Here is a 16,084-nt window from a genome sequence, read left to right on the forward strand (position 1 = left end):
CCGGGGTTTTATTATGTCATTTGGACTAAGAGTAAGCCCGATTTTCATCAAAGGATTTGAGCGGAGAATCCATCCAGGATACGGCTATTATCTTCGGTCGGTTCAAATAAACGCTCGATGGTAAATGCGAGGGTACTGTAAGCTTCCAGATTACTTTGCTTTTCAAATCCTACCGAGGCCAAGGTATTCTGCTGCATATTGAGCACATTGTTGAATGCGACACGATATCTTTCATTAATGGGCTCGGATGGAGGGAATACTTGCGCGAGGGCATCTACCTGCCGGCCGTTTTTCCAGAAGCGATAGCAGACATGCGGTCCGGTTGCCAATCCGGTGCTTCCCACATAGCCGATTACCTGGCCTTGCGCCACCCGCTGTCCCTTTTTTACCGCCCGTTTGCTCATGTGCAGGTATTGGGTTGCGTAAACATTATCGTGTTTGATTTTGACATAATTGCCATTTCCCCCACTGAACGTTGATTCGGTGACCACACCTGCAGCAGTGGCCACGATGGGAGTACCATGTGGTGCCGCAAAATCCGTCCCTAAATGAGCTTTCCATCTACGTTGCACGGGATGAAACCGGCGCATCGTAAAACGGGATGAAATCCGGCTATATTTCAAAGGCGCTTTAAGGAAGGTCCTACGAAGGCTTTTGCCATTTTCATCATAATACGCGCCAGGCTGGCCATCATTTGGCTCAAAATAATAGGCTTGATACTCCTTTCCATTGTGGCCAAATACCGCCGATTGTATCCGTCCCGGACCGATTGGCTCGCCGTCGATATACTTGCGTTCGTAGACGAGCTTAAACCAATCTCCCTTATTAATCCGGTAAAAATTAACTGCCCAGCCGTATATCTCTGCCAGTTGAACCGCTAAATCCGGACTTGCACCGTTGCTTTCCAACGTTTGGTACAGCGAGTTTTGGATAACACCGGCTACCGTTTCAATCTTCGTATCCACGGCCTTTTGTTCTTTATACACCGCTATGCTATCCCGTAAGTCGTAGACCACATAATCTATTGCATTGGGCTGATAAACGAAATAAGCCGCCTTTCCGGTCGTATCTTTGAATACGGTATAGTCATGCCCAACCGCTATTTTCCTTACATCGAAAACCGGTTTCGACTTATCGGCCAGGATTGCGATGCTTTGGAGGTCTATCTGATAGCGTTGAAGGATATCAGAAAGAAATTCGTTCCGCCCTACGGACTTCGTTTCAATGTCATAGCCATCCATGGCTAATCCAAATAAAAGCCGGGGGGCACTGATCGGTTCGGTTTCAGTGGTTGGCGATACAGGTTCAGACGTCGTATCAAAAGAGGAAAGGAAAATGAAACTGGCACCCAATGCAACCACAACAAGCACAACAAGTGCAAGTACATTCTTTTTTAAAATCATTTTTTATTACAGGTAGTTAGAATCTCCAACGTCGATTCGGTATTTATTTAAGTTTAGTGGCAACTATACCCCAAGTTGCCATCGCTTTACACACACATAAACGCAAATAAAGCAATTTTATTGAAGACCACCCTGTTTTTTAACATTTTTTTACATTTGAAACCGTCTGATTTACGTTACAAAAGAAGCCCGGCACCATAAACACCCCGGCCGAATCACTGAAGTTGACGTTGATATACGCAAATTAAACACACATTGCATCACCCTGTCACCTTAAGTGACTGGATCAAGTCATCTGCGATTCCAACATAAAATTTTAAAACAGCCGGGCTACCCGGAAATGTTCCCGAAACGGCAGCAGTGAGTACACCTGTCGCTTCCGTTCCTTCAAAGCTGACCGGCTGCATGACGGTCTGGTATTTTTCATTGGCATTGGCAATCCAGTCATGAATTTCGGTTCTTCCGCGGTAGATGCGTCCCTCGTCAAACACGACAGCCGTTTGGGAGAAACAGTCGGCATAAGCGGCACTATCGTGGTCGCGTTGTGCATTTATTAACGCTGTAATAATTTTCGGTAAGTCCATTGCTTGTGTTTTAGGATTGTTAAATCGTGGGTATCGTTCCACCATCTATCACATATTCCGTACCCGTGAGGTAGCCGGCTCTCGGTGAAACCAGAAACCCTACCAATTCGGCAACCTCCTCCGGTTTGGCGGGCCTGCCGTAGGGTATGCCTCCCAAGGCGTCCATCACGCTCTGGGTAGCTTGCGCCAAGGTGATGTTGGAGCTGCCGGCAATCCGTTCCGTCAAGCGTTCCGAAGACGTTGTGTAGACCCAGCCGGGCGACACCGTCAGCACACGCACACCTTTAGGCGATACTTCCTTGGACAAGCCTTTGCTGTAGTTGATTAATCCCGCCTTGGCGGCTGCATACGGCAACGTAGAATCATACAATGGCAATTTCCCCTGGATAGACGCGATATGGATGATAACACCACTCCGTCGTTCGATCATCTGGGGCAAAAACGCCCTATCCAACCGGACGGGTGCGAACAGATTAGCTTGCATCGTGGACATCCAGTCATCGTCTGTCAACACAGCAAAACCTCCGCCCGGCGTTTCGGAGCTGCCAAGATTATTCACGAGAATATCCAACCTGCCGTAGCCAGCCAACACCGTTTCCACCACATGTTGTGTCCCCGCTGGTTTGCTCAAGTCCGCCGCGATAAAATGTAAACCGGGATGCACCGCTTCGGGCTTGTTTCTTGCGATGATGACCACGGTCGCCCCAGCCTGCAAAAGCCGTTCGGCGATGGCTTTCCCTACACCCTTTGTACCGCCCGTTACTAACGCGACTGCACCCGACAACTCACTGCCAGAATTAAAGTTTTGTTCCATTTTTCGATCTTTTGCACAAAAATCGGGTGTACCAATGGTGTGTACAAGTACGGAAAACCGAATCAAATAGGGGTAAATTTCTCACTATATACGGGCCGGGTATGCACTACCTGCTATATGAACGAGCAATCTATCAGAAGGCCGTACACGACTAACTAAGCCGCGCCGGCAGGTTTAGACATGCTGGTGGCTTTACTGCGTTACCTACCGAGGACGACTTTCCTGTGCAGATCCCCCCACTCTTTAAGCTCACCAATTAATTTATGGAGCGATTGGCCATGCGTGGTCAGATCATATTCAACCACAGGTGGAAACGCATCGTAAACGGTTCTTTTCACCAACTGATTAAGTTCCAGATTCTTCAATTCTTTAGAGAGCATCTTATCCGTTATTCCGGTTACTTCCCGCGCGATTTCCCTGAATCGTTTCGGGCCAAACGACAATGCAATAATGACCTGCAATTTCCATTTTCCGCCCAGGACTTCCAAGGCGTCCTTTACAGGAAGGATCATCGCCGTGCATTCACTATGTTCCAGTTTGTCCATCTTGATGTTTTTATGTGTTTCCAACTTGCTTTACCAACGTATAGCGCTTTACAAAAGTATAGTACTATAAAAAATATAGCAAATGTACATAAATTTGCAGAATAAAACACAAACTTTATGATACAACGGAAAATTGCACGCATACAAACACATCATTCAGCTCAAGGCTTTTTGGGCAGCGGCCATCTCGCAGCGGCCGTGGTTGATGGCAGTAACTTTGAACAGACGGACCCGTTTTTCTTATTAATGGATGATCGACTTGACTTACCCGGTGGTCATCCGGTCGGCGGCCCCCATCCCCATGCCGGATTTGAAACAGCGACTTTGGTGCTGGAAGGTTCCGAAGCCAGTTGGCAGACAGGCGCCTTTGAGTTAATGACGGCCGGCAGCGGCATCGTTCATACGGAAGAAATCACCACCGAGACAAAACTACGGATACTACAGCTTTGGTTAATACTGCCTCCCGAGAAACGTTGGACAGAACCATTTTTCCAAGAAATCAAGCCTGAGCGCGTACCTACCCACATGACGGACAACAGCGAGGTAAGAGTCTATAGCGGAAGCAGCAATGGCCTTACATCGCCCGTAATAAATCAAACACCGGTGACGATCGTCGATTTCAAATTAGGAACGGGCACTGAACGTTCCCAACAGATTCCGGCGTCGTACAACGGATTTATTTATGTGATTGAGGGGACGGTTTCGATAGGAACAGAACAGGTCGAAAAAGATCAGTCGGCATGGCTTGAAAAAACCGGGCGGACAGGAACCAGCGAGATTATCTTTAAGGCAGGAAAACAAGGCGCCCGCTTTATCCTATATGCCGGTGAACCGCAGCATGCGCCCATCGTCAGCCACGGTCCCTTTATTGGGAACAGCAAGGAGGACATTCGCCGGCTATACCACGAATATAATCGAGGAAGAATGAAACACGTAAACGACTTGCCGGAAAGTCATGTGAGAAGGTATGTTTAGTATTCATCACAAAGGACCGCTAAACAAAATAAAACGGCCCGTTAAGCAAAGCGGCGATAAGCATGTCGCCCTATTTTTGTCTCAATAGCTAGCCGGCGGTATCCTTGCCAATTCGGGGATTCGGATACAAAGATCCCCGTTTGGGATACGTCGGGTTGTGTGCAAAACCAGAATTTTGCTGCTTGCAGACAAAATTCATGTGCTTATAAAAAATGAAGATCATGAAAAGAAATAAAAAAGGCATTGTATTCATTCCGGACATTAGCGGTTATTCAAGATTTGTGAAACGAACCGACAGCAAAGTGGGAGCTGAAATTATCGCTCGCCTGCTCAATGCCGTTATACAATCGAACTACTTATCATTCCACATCTCCGAAATAGAAGGAGATGCCATTTTGTTTTACCGCTACGGCAATACGTTCCCCATAAAAAAGGTATTGAAACAATACGAAGTCATGTTGAACGCATTTAATACAGAGGTCAGCCGATTAGCTATACGGTATCCCCAAGTAAAGGAGCTTTCGCTGAAGGTAGTTATCCATTATGGTGTGATCGAAGCATTCTCACTGAAAGGATTCTATAAGCTATATGGAAATACGGTGGTGGAGGCTCACCGACTATTGAAAAACAACCTGGGCATGGATACCTATGCGTTGATAACAGACAGCTATCTCGACAATGAGAAGGTGAATGGCGACATTGGTGGCTATGCCGATGGCATCAACCAACGTGGCCAAATCTGTGAATTGTTCAATGATATTGGCAAAATATGCTACAGCTTTTTTCCCTTTGCGTCCGCTTCGGATTATAGCGGTGCCGATAAGTCCATGCTCGCCGAAGCATAGCCTTACTTGTCCCAGAAAGACCATGCGGTCATCATGTTATAACTGCACAAAAAGGGGAACAAGCTATGCGCTTTGTCCCCCATCAATCAAAAATTCGGAGCCTGTTATAAAGGCAGCCTCCTCCCCCGCTAGGTATGCAACCAGTTTTGCCACTTCTTGAGGTGTGCCAAAACGGTGCAACGGCACCGAGTCCAATATCATCTGCTCAAGATTTCGGTCGCCGTTGACCCCTCCCTTCCGCATGATCTCGGTAGCAACCGGCCCTGGGCTCACCGCATTGACCCGAATTTGCCGCCCTGCCAATTCCAGGGCGGCAATTTTCATCAAGGTATTAAGTGCTGACTTGCTGGCCGCATAAACCGACGCTGTGCGAGGTGAGATATGCGCGGAACTCGAAGAGAGCAAGACTACCGAAGCCTTTTCGTTCAGTATGGGAATAGACAAACTCAAGGTAAAGAAGGCACCTTTAAAATTTACGTTCATAACTTCATCGAATAGTTCTTCAGAAGTTGACTCAATGGGTGCCGTTTTTGAAATACCGGCGTTTACCAGCATGATATCAATCTTACCATAACGTTCGGCAACCGCTGTCATCAATTGCTTGATATCTTCAACACGCGATTGATCCGCTACCAGGCCGGTGGCACCAAGTTCGTTGGCGGCCTTTTCAACAGCTTCCTTGCGTCTTCCCGTTATCACTACAGTGGCGCCATTTTCTATTAGCTCTTTCGCAGTAGCATAGCCGATACCGCTGTTGCCGCCCGTAATGAGCGCAACTTTGTCCTTGAAATTCATGATTTTATTTTCAAACAGACTGCAGACCAGCTATATTAATAGATGTAGCTGCATTTTCCAGCAGAAGCCTGTTCCATTGCCGCAATTCGAGCCCTTTTAGCACATTGTAAAGCCGATTGGAAAAATCGGTAATCAGCTTATCCTCTTTTTGCTTGGCATTGACAAACAGCACCCAAGTCCAGACATTTATTCGCTTATATTTTTCGAAAGCCGCAAGCCCTCCGGATGAGAGCCATACGTTTGAACTCACAATATTCCGCGGAAAGTAATTGATCAGTACTATTCCCGGAACTCCGGCTATAAAACCCACAATCGGGGCTACGAGCATTCCGAAAAAGTTGATGACGTAAGCAATATTTTTACGCCTTTGGCTTACAAACTTTCCTTTAGAAAACTCAATCTTCAGGCAATTGGAGTTGCTATCTTCGGTTTGCCGAAGTTGTAGACTGTTGCTGTCATTGTTAAATCGAGCGATTGCTATTTTTACAGCGTCGTGTAATTTTGGCTGCAGTTCCGGTTGAATTTTATCACCAAAACTCCATGTAACGTTCATGATTCCTAAGCCTATTGACATAACCGGTAAGCTATGTGTTTCGTTAGTAACTGAAGGACTATTATTCATGTCTATCGTTTTTAAGGTTATTCTACATTGAATGTTATACCTGTCATTTCCTCACTTAGTGCCCATAGCCGTTTTGCATTGGATTCATCAAGTGAATACGATTTTACACCGTTCGAAAAAGTATCGCCATGCGCCAGGTCCGCTATGTTTACATCTTCGCAATACACCCCGCCCATGTCGCTGAGCAAAGGGCTTGTCGCGCACCAGATTGTTGTTGCCGCGCCTTGGGGGATTGTTTTTAGCGATGCCGCCACTTCCGGCAAAATATTGCCTTGTGCATCGCAAAATCCCATCTGCTGGAATAGTTCCAAAGGCGCTTCCCTGCCCAACTCCGTCCCGCCAATGGAACCGGGGTTCAATGAATAGGCCCTTACATGAAATGCCTTGGCTCGATTGTCCAGTTCGAGCGAAAAGAGGTTGACCGCTGTTTTTGATTGCCCATATCCCTGTAATGTTTCATATTCGCGGTCTAAAAAATTGGGATCTTCAAAATTGAATGCGGCAAACTGATGCCCTTGAGAAGATACATTAACCACTCTGGCGCCATTCGCTTTTTTAAGAGCCGGCCATAATCTTGCGGTAAGCTGAAACTGTGACAAATAATTAACCACCAGCTGTGATTCCAGGCCGCGGCTATCTCTTCGCAGGGGGACCCACATGATTCCGGCATTGTTTATCAGCAGATGGAGCGGTCTACCGGATGCCAGAAACTGTTCTGTAAACCTATCAATGGAAGCCGGGTCAATCAAATCCATTGCCGCTATCTCTACATTGGCAATTGATTGCAGGTTTCTGGCTGCCTTTTCGACATCCCTGGCGGGAACTATAACGGTAGCACCCGAACCTGCAAGCGTTCTGACCGTTTCTAACCCAATACCGGTATTGCCACCCGTCACAATAGCGATTTTTCCCGTGAGGTCAATCCCTTTAATCACCTCAGCCGAAGTCGATAACGCACTGAAAACCAAATCCAATGGTTTTTGCAATGCTCCTTGATAATTGTTTTGTGCCATTTCTATTTGTTTTGTTTTGACAAAAGTAGACGAACTCTATCAAGGCGATTTTGCTCAGCATATCAATTTTACTTTGTTCAAAATACCACCACTCCGCTGCCATGAAAACAAGTGGCGATAAGTTTGTTCTGCAACGGGTCCCTCCAAGCTGAATGTCACAAGTCTTTCATTAAATCACTGCGTTTTTTTAGTCCGCTTGGATAACAGCGAACCCAAGTAGAAGGGGACGTGTGTACTTTAACCGAAAATAACGGCAATGCCCAAACATATAACATCAGCATATGTAAGATTAGGAGTTTCGAGCAAACACAGTACATTTGGGAACAGCGTAATTATCGGATGGCTGACGTAAATATATTAGCTGCTTTCTATGCTTTTTCCGGAGGAGCATCATGGCTGCTTGGGTCGCTATCTTTCCTCGGTGTCAATCGGGTAAATGGCAGGGCCGACCAATGGCTTGGGGCATTCTATTGCCTTTTAGCCTGTACATTTACCCGAATTTTCTTTGAGGAATTTAGCATTGGAGGCGGATTTCTTCTACATTTACTTGAATTGCCTACATGGGCTATGCTGCCGTGTCTTTACTTAGCGATAACTCATTTTGTAACGCCTTCTACAGCCGATAAACACTGGCACCTACATTTCGTGCCTTTTCTGCTTTTTCTTCTATTTTCGCTGGTCTATTTAATGCCAAATCTCTTCAATGGGCAAAACCATTTGCCGGTATTACCTCCTTGGATGCGGTTTATCGTCCAGTACTTTTTCTTTGGCCAGATGGTTTATTATTGGATCGTTTGTTTCTGGTTGCTCCGGCGTCACCAAAAGAACTTAAAGATGGTGGCTTCATTTACCGAAAAAATTGATCTGGAGTGGCTAAAATATCTATTGATTTCCGTGTTACTTTTCATTCTTATTCGCATTTTGGGCATATCCAGCGTTCACGTAACTTACATTTCCCCTATCTTATATTTCCTGGGGATAATCCTATTGGCCTATTCAACGCTTACCCAAAAATCAATTTATGCAGTAGAAATCGATCCGTCGGCAAAAAAAGAAGGTGTGAGCCCTAAAAAAGCACTGAACGAACGGCTCACCGCAGAACAAGTGGAGGAACTAAAATCCATCGTCACGCGAAAAACAGTCGACGAAAAATTATACCTCGACCCCAGCTTGACACTTTCGGGACTTTCCGGTAAAATCGGCATCAGCACACATGAACTATCCTACGTCCTCAATAACGGACTTGGCAAAAACTTCTATCAGTTTATCAATGAACTGCGGACTGAGGAAGCAAAATCACTCCTATTATCAAAGGACACCAAGCATTTAGACATGCTCGGTGTTGCTATCCGAGCCGGCTTCAACTCCAAAACGACATTTTATACCACCTTTAAAAAAGCAACCAACCTCACTCCGAAAGAATACATTAAAGTAAATTCAGTGGCTGGCTGACCTCAATGCTGTTCATTTGCATCCATCCGAACTGTTGCTAATCGCTGGCGAGTTATCATTGCATCATAAAAAAATAATTAGATGAAAACAATGAACTCATTCAATTCTGCAATCGCCCCGAGCATCCGTGTGGTCATCGGCAGCATTTTATTCGCAAGCGCATTTCTTGCGGCAAACTGTTTTGCACAAGGAGATGTCCAGCAAGCAAAAACGGCAGCTCTGGAAAAGCTCTCCGGATATTACCAATTTCCCAATAACGTGGCTTTTGTTCAATTTAAGCTAAAAGACAATACACTTTTTGCCAAGCAACTATGGGATAACAAAGCATATCAGCTCACCCAGATCGAGGAAACGACTTTTGAATCAAAAGAGGAAGGCTACAAAATCGAATTCCTAATAGATAGTTCAGGTCGGTTTACTCATGCCAAAATAATGGGAAGAATCATGACAACAAAAGTTGGATTTGACCCCAAAGTAATCAAACAACTATCCGTGGCGCAACTCAAAAGGCTCGAAGGAACGTATAGCTTAACGGATGACAATAGCCTTAAGATCGATATCCGACCCTCCGCGAACGGATTGACAATAAAACAGCTATGGGACAATAAGGAGATCGCCTTTACGCCCAGATCGGAAACTTTTTTCCTGAATGAGGACGGTACGTTCCCGCTTACGTTTTTATTGAATGGCAAAGAAGCAACGCAGGTCACCTGTTTTGAAAATGATGTATGGCTAAAAGCAAAATAGGTAATATGGCAAAAAAAATGGTTAATCGAATTTTCTTCATATGGCTTATGATAGTCTTTTGGGCATCCGAAGGGAATGCACAGCAAGTGGCAGACGAAAACTTTGACTATCCGGTTTCTACCCCTACATATACGGCCGGAAGCGGCCCCTTGATCCTATTTGATGAAGCACATCATAATGCCTCGACATTAAAGGGAGCCTATTCCACATTCGGTAAACTGCTCGTACGCGATGGCTATAAAGTGGCAAGCAGCAAAGACAAAGTAAGCTTGGATCTTTTAAAAGGAGCGAAGATCTATGTATCCGTGAATGCGATGTATGATATGGAAAACTGGAATCTGCCAGCGAGATCAGCTTTTTCCCCGGACGAAATAAATGAACTCTGCAATTGGGTAGCTGGTGGTGGAAGCTTATTTCTTGTAACGGATCATATGCCCTGCGGCGCCGCTGTCAATGAATTAGCTGGAAGGTTTGGAATAAACATCATGAATGGCTTCGCTATTCGTAAGGATGGTCGGCCGGAAGTATTTTCAAAAGAAAAGAAGACACTTATGGCAAATGAGATTACCAGTCCTCCCGGCAAAGCGATCGATAGCATCATGTGCTGGGGCGGGACGGGATTTATTGTTCCGTCCCATGCCCATGTTATTTCCATACTGGGCGACGATTACCATATTTATCTTCCTAACGATGTTTCTCAAATAAAAAAGCCGCTGCCGGATACTATTCCCTATGTCTCAGGGAGAGGATTGGTAAACGGCGCATACCTGACCTTTGGCAAGGGTAGAATTGTAATATTCGGGGATGGAGCGCCTTTTTCCGCACAGCTGCAGGGCATAAAAAGTGAGAAAAGGGGCATGAATCATCCCGGAGCGACACAGAATACCCAATTTCTGTTCAATATTATACACTGGCTCGACAGAAAATTGTAAATCAACTGTAGGTATTGCGAGTGACAGGTAACGAACCGTAGAACATCGCTTGAATGGGTAGTTGAATTCCCTGAAGCGATATATTTGTATTGGAGCTATTGTAAGATATTTCCGTAATTTTATCTGACGCAACCATTCATCGTTGTCGTTCGTCTTATGTTATAAAATTGGATAGACACTAAACAGTCGCTTAGATGGAACCTAAACTTATTGGCATTACCAAAAACTCTGTAACCAAAAGGAGTTATTGGATTGATTACCTGCGGTCAACGCTCACGATACTGGTCATTGCGCACCACTCTGCGATCGCTTACGCTACATTCGGCAAGTTTCATAAGGAACGGTATATAGCGTCCACAAGCCCTGTTGTAGACATGCGTAGCAATGTAGGCCTGGACATTTTCATAAACTTCAACGATATCTTCTTTATGTCATTGATGTTTCTTATCGGCGGTTTATTTCTACCCGGAAGTCTGGCGAGGAAGAATAAAGATGCGTTCGTCAGGGACAGGACGCTTCGGCTTTTTCTCCCGTTCATAACCATCGGAACGCTTCTGATGCTCATCGCCTACTATCCGTCCTATTACTTGGCCACGGGAGATACTAATTTGATCAGGCATATTGCTGATTTTTTCACCCATCAAGGTTGGCCAGCCGGTCCGACATGGTTCATCTGCATGCTGTTTGTCTTTAACATCGTTTTTTTGATTGGCTATCCGTGGCTTAAACGGTGTCCGGTGCTATCCAGCGGAACTTTCGGAAAATTGGCCAAAAGGCCTTCCCTAATGTTTTTCCTGCTATTATGCATATCCTGGCTATTATATGTCCCCATAGCGCATTCCGTCGGTGCGGGTACTTGGCGGGGTATCGGCCCGTTTGACTTCCAGTACAGCAGGCCTTTGCTATATCTTGGTTATTTCCTAATCGGGGTTGCATTAGGTCTTGGTGATTTCGAAAAGACCGTATTCTCACAGAATTCGGACATAGTAACAAGGTGGTGGCTTTGGTCTATCGCGTGCTTGGTTTCATTTGTTGCATTGACGCTTGTTTCACCTTACCTGAGTTCGTTGGTACGCGATGGAAACCTCAGGGAATTCCCGGCCTGGATGATTTACTTCACGCTGTACCTGTGCTCCTGCTGTAATCTCCTATATAACTAAATTTTTTTCGTTAACCATCAGCGCATTTTATTGTTGTTTTTTTGAGCTCTGCCAATCTTCTTTCCATATGGGCAATTTTACCCGCCAGCCTCTTCTGTTGATATTCCTTTTGATCGAACGGGGTGAATTCAATTTTATCCTTAACCATCTTGTAATAGATGGTAGCCATTTTATTAGCGGTGGCGACAATCGCATACCTATTGCCGCCCCTGGATTTCATCCGTCTGAAATAATCACCGAGCCAGTGGTCACTGCGTTGAACACTGTTGGCCGCAATCCGAAAAGCTTGCCCAGCCGAGTTAGACTTTCTGCGGACTTTGCTACTTAGCAGCTTTCCTCCCGACATCTTGTTGTTGGGGCATAGGTTCAGCCACGAAACAAAATGCTTGTGTGTGGGCCATTTGCACATATCCGTACCTGCTTCTGCCAGAATTGACAGCGCACTGAGTTCACTCAATCCATAGATACCAAGCACATCTGTTCCCAAAATAGCCGTCAGATTGTTGCGGATATTGATTCGGGGCGCATTCTTATTCTTTTTCTTAGCAACTTTGTTCTTTCCTTCCGGTGAAACCTCAGTTTCGCTCTGAGGTATCTCTCCTTCGTTTAGTGAAGCGGCATACGTTTTAAGTTCCTTTTGGATTTCTTCATCAAGCTTAGCAATCTCTGCCTGAAAAAAACAGTAGCATCTGTAACTCTGAGCAAGAGCGTACAGCTGATCTTCCCGCCACTGGCCCTGGAGTGACTTTTCAATCATCTCAGGGCTCGCTTTGACGCGATGGTGCACCATGGGCAAAAAATTTCTTGCGTCGCGCTCGCCCGATATAATGGCAGTGACGATGGCTGTGCCGGTAACACCTGTGATGTCCGAAATGACGGTATGCAATTTCAGGTTCATGAGTTCCATCGCCTTTTCCATCCGTAACACACAGCGGCTGCTGTCCTCCATCAGCGTTCGGCGCATACGTACAAAAGTACGAAGGGATTCCTGCCGCTCTGAAGGAAGATAACTGCTCCGCAATAAACCACAGCTGTGGAGCTGCTGAATCCATGCCGCGTCGCCCATATCCGTCTTCCGCCCTGTTACATTACGCACATGGGCGGAATTCACAAGGTAAACGGCGATACCGCGGCCAACCAGAACGCTAAACAGCGGTTTCCAGTATACACCGGTGGATTCCATGGCCACCGAATCGATACCGCATTCTTCCAACCAGTCAGCAATCTCATCCAAATCACAACTCATTGTTCCAAAAGTTCGAACCGGAACCTGAGAGCGGCTAGGCGGAACGGCCACCGCGTGGACGGTATCACCAATGTCAATGCCCGCGGCATTCGGGTTTACAATGGACAGTGACAAATTCCTCGCTTTACGCTTCGACCCTGATTTAATCTTTTTCATAATTATATGATTAGGAAACTAAAAAAGGCAAAAGTGCAAAGCCCTCCGATTTGACAAAGTATATTCTCCTATACGGGGTCCAGCCCCAATTTGAAACTTAAAAATCAGAAGAGCCATACTTCCCTATGAACTTCGGGATCAATGATTACAATGGCGTTAACTGCAGAGCACATTTACCACCCTAAAATTACCTCGTTCTAATCAATTAAAATGTCTCGCTAAAGTTATTTCTGGAGAAACATAACTTCGTTATTCCTAGACTTCCCTTAGCTAGCTACATTCAAAACTAAAGAATTCCAATCAGAATTGCTATTGCTATCCTGTTGGAATGTGGGAAACTCGGAGAGTTTTCCATATTTCAACAGGAACTCTGTCGGCGTCAACTGCCCCAGCGATGAATGTGGTCTTTCGTTATTATACATCCACGCCCATGCTTCTGCGAATTTTCTTATCTCCGGGAGGCTGTCAAACATGTAGCTGTCCAGCACGTCCTGCCTGAAAGTTCTGTTAAAACGTTCTATCAAACTGTTCTGTGTAGGCTTTCCAGGTTGGATAAACTCCCATTGGATGCCGTTTTTCTCGCACCAGCCACGCATGGCCTCGGCGACAAATTCCGGTCCGTTGTCCGAGCGGATCTTCTCGGGCTTGCCACGCCATTCCAGTAGCTTTTCCAGCTCACGTATCACCCGCTGTGCAGGCAGGCTCGTGTCAACCGTAATGGAAAGTGCCTCCCGGCTGAAATCATCGATAACGTTCAGCGTACGGATCGTTTTCCCGTTGGCAAGAGTATCGTGCATGAAATCAAGGCTCCAGGTAATGTTCGGCCCAACAGGACACAGCAGTGGTGCTTTTACCCGGGCAGGACAAGTGTCACTTATCAATAAAATGCCGCCGGGTATTCTCAATAAAATGCCGCCACTAATATCACAAAAAATCAGTCATTTGCAACTTCCTTTTCGCTGCCTGTTTCTTCGGCGACCACCTTCTTTGGCCGGCCCCTTTTGGGTTGCTGGCCGTCGTCCTCACCGAAGAGCCCCTGGAGCTCCATCAGGTTCTTCACCCGGTAGCTTGATCCGGTCAGTTTCACGATGACCGCATGGTGCACGATCCGGTCGATGATAGCCGAGGCGATGACCCTGTCCCCGAACAGTGCGCCCCAGTCCTCGAAGTTACGGTTGGTGGTGATGACCACCGATCCGGTTTCGTAACGCCTGCGGATGATTTCAAAGAAGTCTTCCATGCTGTTCTGCGGCATTTTCTTGAACCCCAGCTCGTCCAGTATGAGCAGGTCCGGCTTCAGATAGCGCTGCATGGTGGCCTGGTAGGAGCCATCGGCCCGTGAGGCATACAGCCTGTCAACCATTTCGTTGGTGTGCACGAAGAGCACCTTTTTGCCCCGTTTCACCGCTTCCAGCCCTATGGCATGTGCCAGGTGTGTTTTGCCCACGCCGGGCTTGCCCATGAATACCGCGTTGTGCCGCTGTTCGATGAACCGGCATGAGGCCAGCTCGTAGACCTGCCTTTTATCGAGCTGGGGCTGGTAGGTGAAGTCGTAGGTGTCGAGCACTTTCTGGGTGTCGAGGCGCGAGTCCCTGAGCCTTGAACGGTAGCCGTTCGCCTGCCGGCTTGCCGATTCGTCTTCCACAAGGAGTTCCAGGAACTCCAGGTAGGTGGTCTGGTTGGCCAGCGCATGCCTGTTGCGCATTTCCAGCCCCTCTGCCATGGCAGGCATTTTCAGGGCGCGTAACTGTGATTTGAGTGTTTCCATTTTATCTGTCAGTGATTGTTAATGTTTTCCGTTCATCCCTGGGTGATCCTGTCGTACATGCCCAGCTCATGGCCGTACTCCTGGGAGTAGTCCGGCCGGGGCAGGGTGTCTTCCCGCTGGCGGTACAGGCCGCCCTCGCAGATCCTTTTCACCTGCTGGTAGCCGACGGCCCCGTAATGCAGGGCGCGCCGGCATGAGGCGTCGATGGCCTCATCGCTGAACCGCTTGCGCAGGCTGAGTATCCCCCGCGTCATGGGGGTCCAATGCGTGGGCACCTGCTCCAGAAGCGCCGCGAACATCCGTACCGCATGGGGACCTATGGCGGCCATGCGGCGCTGGTATTCCTCCCGGAAGACCATCCGCTTGCCCTCCGGCCGGTGGTCCTGCATCGATACATACACCCCGATCTCATGGGAGATGCTGTGCGTGGCGATCTGGGCGCGCTCATGGTAGACACGCAGCAGCGTCCCGTTACTTTCCAGCCTTACCTGCAGCCCGGCGTAGCGCGCCGGCACCGAATAATAGTTGTGCCGGTAGGTGACGTGGGCCATCCTGGTGACCCGCCGCCCGGTGACCTCGCTAATCTGGTAGCGGTGGGACGGCAGTGCCCCCAGCGCCTCCCGCTCCACCGAGTGGAAAACCGACGCCGGAACCCGCCGCGTGGTGCCGTGGACACGTTTGTTGCAGATCTCTTCATTCCAGACCCGCAGGGCACATACCAGTTCCTCGTAGCCCTTCCCTTCGAAGCCCTTCAGGAAGTTGTTCTTCACGTATTTGATGGCCGACTCGACCTTGCCCTTGTCCTGCGGGCGTTCCGGACGGCAGGCGATGCCCGCACAGCCGTAATAGGCCAGGAAAGACGAGTACTGTTCCTGAAGAAGCGGCTCGTAAAGGTCCGGCGTGGTCACTCCTGATTTCAGGTTGTCAAGCTTGACTGTCCTGGGAACGCCCCCGAAATACTCAAAAGCCTTGATATGGCAGTCCAGGAACTCGGTGACCCGCTGGGTGGTCACCACGCGGTAATACG

The 16,084-nt window shown here is 47.5% G+C and carries 17 protein-coding genes; 6 read left to right on the plus strand and 11 right to left on the minus strand.

The genetic code is table 11. The features are described from left to right. Nucleotides 1-47 precede the first annotated feature (47 nt). From JHJ32_RS21800 to JHJ32_RS21815, 4 genes are all read right to left on the minus strand, one after another. Nucleotides 48-1,403 (minus strand): peptidoglycan DD-metalloendopeptidase family protein, encoded by a 1,356-nt coding sequence (locus JHJ32_RS21800; protein WP_200122682.1) that lies wholly within the window; start codon nt 1,401-1,403, stop codon nt 48-50. A gap of 260 nt (nt 1,404-1,663) precedes the next feature. After that, nucleotides 1,664-1,987: a nuclear transport factor 2 family protein gene (locus JHJ32_RS21805; protein WP_079717704.1), complete on the minus strand. Its 324-nt coding sequence runs from the start codon at nt 1,985-1,987 to the stop codon at nt 1,664-1,666. Between the two features lie 19 nt (nt 1,988-2,006). Continuing rightward, nucleotides 2,007-2,801 carry an SDR family oxidoreductase gene (locus JHJ32_RS21810; protein ID WP_200122684.1) on the minus strand — a complete coding sequence of 265 codons (795 nt, stop codon included), beginning with the start codon at nt 2,799-2,801 and terminating at the stop codon, nt 2,007-2,009. A 200-nt stretch (nt 2,802-3,001) separates the two neighbouring features. After that, on the minus strand, nt 3,002-3,346 hold the full coding sequence (locus JHJ32_RS21815) for a helix-turn-helix domain-containing protein (protein WP_079717834.1): 345 nt from the start codon (nt 3,344-3,346) through the stop codon (nt 3,002-3,004). A 117-nt stretch (nt 3,347-3,463) separates the two neighbouring features. Here JHJ32_RS21815 and JHJ32_RS21820 point away from each other — a divergent pair, with 117 nt between their 5' ends. Continuing rightward, entirely contained in the window at nt 3,464-4,321 is an 858-nt protein-coding gene (locus tag JHJ32_RS21820; protein WP_200122686.1) for a pirin family protein, read from the plus strand. A 221-nt stretch (nt 4,322-4,542) separates the two neighbouring features. Next, nucleotides 4,543-5,166, plus strand: coding sequence for a DUF2652 domain-containing protein (locus JHJ32_RS21825; protein WP_200122688.1), 624 nt, complete (start codon nt 4,543-4,545; stop codon nt 5,164-5,166). A 63-nt stretch (nt 5,167-5,229) separates the two neighbouring features. Here the strand turns inward: JHJ32_RS21825 and JHJ32_RS21830 are convergent, their stop codons facing one another. Genes JHJ32_RS21830 through JHJ32_RS21840 form a run of 3 tightly spaced genes read right to left on the minus strand, consistent with a single transcriptional unit; the run spans nt 5,230 to nt 7,596 of the window. Continuing rightward, complete coding sequence (locus JHJ32_RS21830) at nt 5,230-5,961, minus strand: SDR family oxidoreductase (protein ID WP_200122690.1); 732 nt, start codon at nt 5,959-5,961, stop codon at nt 5,230-5,232. Nucleotides 5,962-5,971: 10 nt separating this feature from the next. Continuing rightward, a complete protein-coding gene (locus JHJ32_RS21835) occupies nt 5,972-6,583 on the minus strand; it encodes a hypothetical protein (protein WP_200122692.1) in 612 nt (203 codons plus the stop codon). 17 nt (nt 6,584-6,600) lie between these two features. After that, a complete protein-coding gene (locus JHJ32_RS21840; protein ID WP_079717699.1) occupies nt 6,601-7,596 on the minus strand; it encodes an SDR family NAD(P)-dependent oxidoreductase in 996 nt (331 codons plus the stop codon). 339 nt (nt 7,597-7,935) lie between these two features. Here JHJ32_RS21840 and JHJ32_RS21845 point away from each other — a divergent pair, with 339 nt between their 5' ends. The 4 genes from JHJ32_RS21845 to JHJ32_RS21860 all read left to right on the plus strand — a co-directional run bounded on the left by JHJ32_RS21845 (nt 7,936) and on the right by JHJ32_RS21860 (nt 11,887). After that, a complete protein-coding gene (locus tag JHJ32_RS21845) occupies nt 7,936-9,048 on the plus strand; it encodes an AraC family transcriptional regulator (protein WP_200122694.1) in 1,113 nt (370 codons plus the stop codon). Nucleotides 9,049-9,129: 81 nt separating this feature from the next. After that, on the plus strand, nt 9,130-9,795 hold the full coding sequence (locus JHJ32_RS21850) for a hypothetical protein (RefSeq protein WP_200122696.1): 666 nt from the start codon (nt 9,130-9,132) through the stop codon (nt 9,793-9,795). A gap of 47 nt (nt 9,796-9,842) precedes the next feature. After that, on the plus strand, nt 9,843-10,727 hold the full coding sequence (locus tag JHJ32_RS21855) for a hypothetical protein (protein WP_176146229.1): 885 nt from the start codon (nt 9,843-9,845) through the stop codon (nt 10,725-10,727). A gap of 194 nt (nt 10,728-10,921) precedes the next feature. Further along, nucleotides 10,922-11,887, plus strand: a complete 966-nt coding sequence (locus JHJ32_RS21860) for an acyltransferase (RefSeq protein ID WP_200122698.1) — start codon at nt 10,922-10,924, stop codon at nt 11,885-11,887. A 10-nt stretch (nt 11,888-11,897) separates the two neighbouring features. Here the strand turns inward: JHJ32_RS21860 and JHJ32_RS21865 are convergent, their stop codons facing one another. The 4 genes from JHJ32_RS21865 to JHJ32_RS21880 form a co-directional block, all read right to left on the minus strand. Next, nucleotides 11,898-13,289, minus strand: coding sequence for an IS110 family transposase (locus tag JHJ32_RS21865; RefSeq protein WP_200122700.1), 1,392 nt, complete (start codon nt 13,287-13,289; stop codon nt 11,898-11,900). 266 nt (nt 13,290-13,555) lie between these two features. Beyond that, nucleotides 13,556-14,194 (minus strand): IS3 family transposase, encoded by a 639-nt coding sequence (locus JHJ32_RS21870; RefSeq protein ID WP_370584560.1) that lies wholly within the window; start codon nt 14,192-14,194, stop codon nt 13,556-13,558. A gap of 29 nt (nt 14,195-14,223) precedes the next feature. Beyond that, nucleotides 14,224-15,057 carry an IS21-like element helper ATPase IstB gene (gene istB, locus JHJ32_RS21875; RefSeq protein WP_090975256.1) on the minus strand — a complete coding sequence of 278 codons (834 nt, stop codon included), beginning with the start codon at nt 15,055-15,057 and terminating at the stop codon, nt 14,224-14,226. Between the two features lie 32 nt (nt 15,058-15,089). Beyond that, nucleotides 15,090-16,084: DDE-type integrase/transposase/recombinase (locus JHJ32_RS21880; protein ID WP_200122704.1), on the minus strand; the 995-nt coding region annotated here is incomplete at its 5' end.

This window comes from Parapedobacter sp. ISTM3, assembly GCF_016533505.1.
Taxonomy (GTDB): Bacteria; Bacteroidota; Bacteroidia; order Sphingobacteriales; family Sphingobacteriaceae; genus Parapedobacter; species Parapedobacter luteus.

What these genes read in the sequence shown, in the direction of transcription:
- JHJ32_RS21865 (WP_200122700.1), bottom strand. Translation starts at nt 13,289, where the DNA reads ATGAAAAAGATTAAATCAGGGTCGAAGCGTAAAGCGAGGAATTTGTCA.
- istB (WP_090975256.1), bottom strand. Translation starts at nt 15,057, where the DNA reads ATGGAAACACTCAAATCACAGTTACGCGCCCTGAAAATGCCTGCCATG.
- JHJ32_RS21800 (WP_200122682.1), bottom strand. Translation starts at nt 1,403, where the DNA reads ATGATTTTAAAAAAGAATGTACTTGCACTTGTTGTGCTTGTTGTGGTT.
- JHJ32_RS21840 (WP_079717699.1), bottom strand. Translation starts at nt 7,596, where the DNA reads ATGGCACAAAACAATTATCAAGGAGCATTGCAAAAACCATTGGATTTG.
- JHJ32_RS21805 (WP_079717704.1), bottom strand. Translation starts at nt 1,987, where the DNA reads ATGGACTTACCGAAAATTATTACAGCGTTAATAAATGCACAACGCGAC.
- JHJ32_RS21825 (WP_200122688.1), top strand. Translation starts at nt 4,543, where the DNA reads ATGAAAAGAAATAAAAAAGGCATTGTATTCATTCCGGACATTAGCGGT.
- JHJ32_RS21815 (WP_079717834.1), bottom strand. Translation starts at nt 3,346, where the DNA reads ATGGACAAACTGGAACATAGTGAATGCACGGCGATGATCCTTCCTGTA.
- JHJ32_RS21860 (WP_200122698.1), top strand. Translation starts at nt 10,922, where the DNA reads ATGGAACCTAAACTTATTGGCATTACCAAAAACTCTGTAACCAAAAGG.
- JHJ32_RS21830 (WP_200122690.1), bottom strand. Translation starts at nt 5,961, where the DNA reads ATGAATTTCAAGGACAAAGTTGCGCTCATTACGGGCGGCAACAGCGGT.
- JHJ32_RS21835 (WP_200122692.1), bottom strand. Translation starts at nt 6,583, where the DNA reads ATGAATAATAGTCCTTCAGTTACTAACGAAACACATAGCTTACCGGTT.
- JHJ32_RS21855 (WP_176146229.1), top strand. Translation starts at nt 9,843, where the DNA reads ATGATAGTCTTTTGGGCATCCGAAGGGAATGCACAGCAAGTGGCAGAC.
- JHJ32_RS21845 (WP_200122694.1), top strand. Translation starts at nt 7,936, where the DNA reads ATGGCTGACGTAAATATATTAGCTGCTTTCTATGCTTTTTCCGGAGGA.
- JHJ32_RS21820 (WP_200122686.1), top strand. Translation starts at nt 3,464, where the DNA reads ATGATACAACGGAAAATTGCACGCATACAAACACATCATTCAGCTCAA.
- JHJ32_RS21850 (WP_200122696.1), top strand. Translation starts at nt 9,130, where the DNA reads ATGAAAACAATGAACTCATTCAATTCTGCAATCGCCCCGAGCATCCGT.
- JHJ32_RS21810 (WP_200122684.1), bottom strand. Translation starts at nt 2,801, where the DNA reads ATGGAACAAAACTTTAATTCTGGCAGTGAGTTGTCGGGTGCAGTCGCG.